At 76.8% G+C, this 1,329-nt stretch carries 2 protein-coding genes; one reads left to right on the forward strand and one right to left on the reverse strand.

What is annotated here, in order from left to right; all coding sequences use genetic code 11:
- Positions 1-368: histidine phosphatase family protein (locus GT042_RS18870; RefSeq protein ID WP_161309896.1), on the reverse strand; the 368-nt coding region annotated here is incomplete at its 3' end.
- A 410-nt stretch (positions 369-778) separates the two neighbouring features.
- On the opposite strand from GT042_RS18870, the gene cbiE reads away from it, so the two are divergent.
- The coding region (gene cbiE, locus GT042_RS18875) for a precorrin-6y C5,15-methyltransferase (decarboxylating) subunit CbiE (protein ID WP_161309897.1) at positions 779-1,329 on the forward strand (551 nt) is incomplete at its 3' end.

Raw genomic sequence — 1,329 nt, forward strand, 5'->3', positions numbered from 1 at the left:
ACCGCCTCCGGTTCCGACGCGGCCACTTCGTCCAGGGTGCGGCCCTGCCAGCGGCCCATCGCGCAGGGGGCGGGGCCGGTGAGGGGCGGCGCGGTGCCGGCGTCCAGGCCCAGGGCGCGGGCGGTCGTGCGGCAGCGGCGGGTGGAGGAGACGTAGAGCCGGGACGCCCGGGGGAAGCTCTCCCGTACGGCTTCGGCCTGCCGCAGCCCGACGGGATCGAGCCCGCCGTCAACACCGGGGCCGGGGTCACCCGCCTCCGCCCGCTCTGCCCCGTCTGTTCTCTCTGCCCCCTCCGCCTCGCCGAAGCGCGCCTCACGCAGCGCCGTGCTCAGGGCCGGTGCGATCAGCAGCACCCGGGTGGTGGTCATGCGGCTCCCCTCGTCCGCCCCGCGCGTGCCGGTCGCCGGGACCGACCGCGTGTCCGACCGTCTTCGGACAGGTTCCAGTTCAGCACGGGCCGCTCGGTGCGGGCGCGGGCGTCGGCGCCTCGGGGCGGCCTGTGCCCTTGTCCTCAGGCGCCGGTCGGGCTTGAAAATCAAGCCCGACCGGCGCTTGAGGACAGCGCGTCACGGTTCAGCCGGACGCCGCGCTCGCCGGACTTCGCGGCGCAGTCGGTACGTGCCCCACGGGACGGCATCGCCCCGGCGGGAGCCTGAGCGCGGCCCCGGACGGTGGGGCGGTGGCCGCCGTGCCGGGCGCGTAGCAGGGTGCCCGTGGCCCCCCAGGGCCACTTCGCTAGAGTGCGACTTCGGTCTTCCCCCAGCTCAGAGGTGCCGTAGTGAGCCCCGCAGCCCCCGACTCCCCGCAACCGGAGCCCCCGGCGCCCCCCGTGTGCGTGGTCGGGATCGGCGCCGACGGGTGGCGTGGGCTCTCCGTCGCGTCCAAGGACGCGCTGCGCGAGGCCGACGTACTCATCGGCGGGCCCAGGCAGTTGGACCTCCTCCCCGAGGAGTGCGACGGCGAGCGGGTGGCCTGGCCGTCGCCCCTGCGGCCCGCCGTGCCCCGGCTGCTGGCCGCACACCCGGGGCGCAGGATCTCCGTGCTGGCCAGTGGCGACCCGATGTTCTACGGCATCGGCCGCGCCCTCTCCGAGGAGGCGGGCGCGGCGGCCCTGCGGATCCTGCCCCACCCCTCCTCGGTGTCGTACGCGTGCGCCCGGCTCGGCTGGCCGGTGGAGGACACCGAGGTCGTCACCCTCGTCGGCCGCCCCGCCGCGCGGCTGGCCGCCGCGTTGTACGACGGCCGCCGTGTCCTGGTGCTCAGCGCCGGTGCCTCGACCCCGGCCGAGATCGCCGCGCTGCTCCGCGACCGGGGGTACGGGCGCAGTCG

This window comes from Streptomyces sp. SID3212 (assembly GCF_009865405.1).
GTDB lineage: Bacteria > Actinomycetota > Actinomycetes > Streptomycetales > Streptomycetaceae > Streptomyces.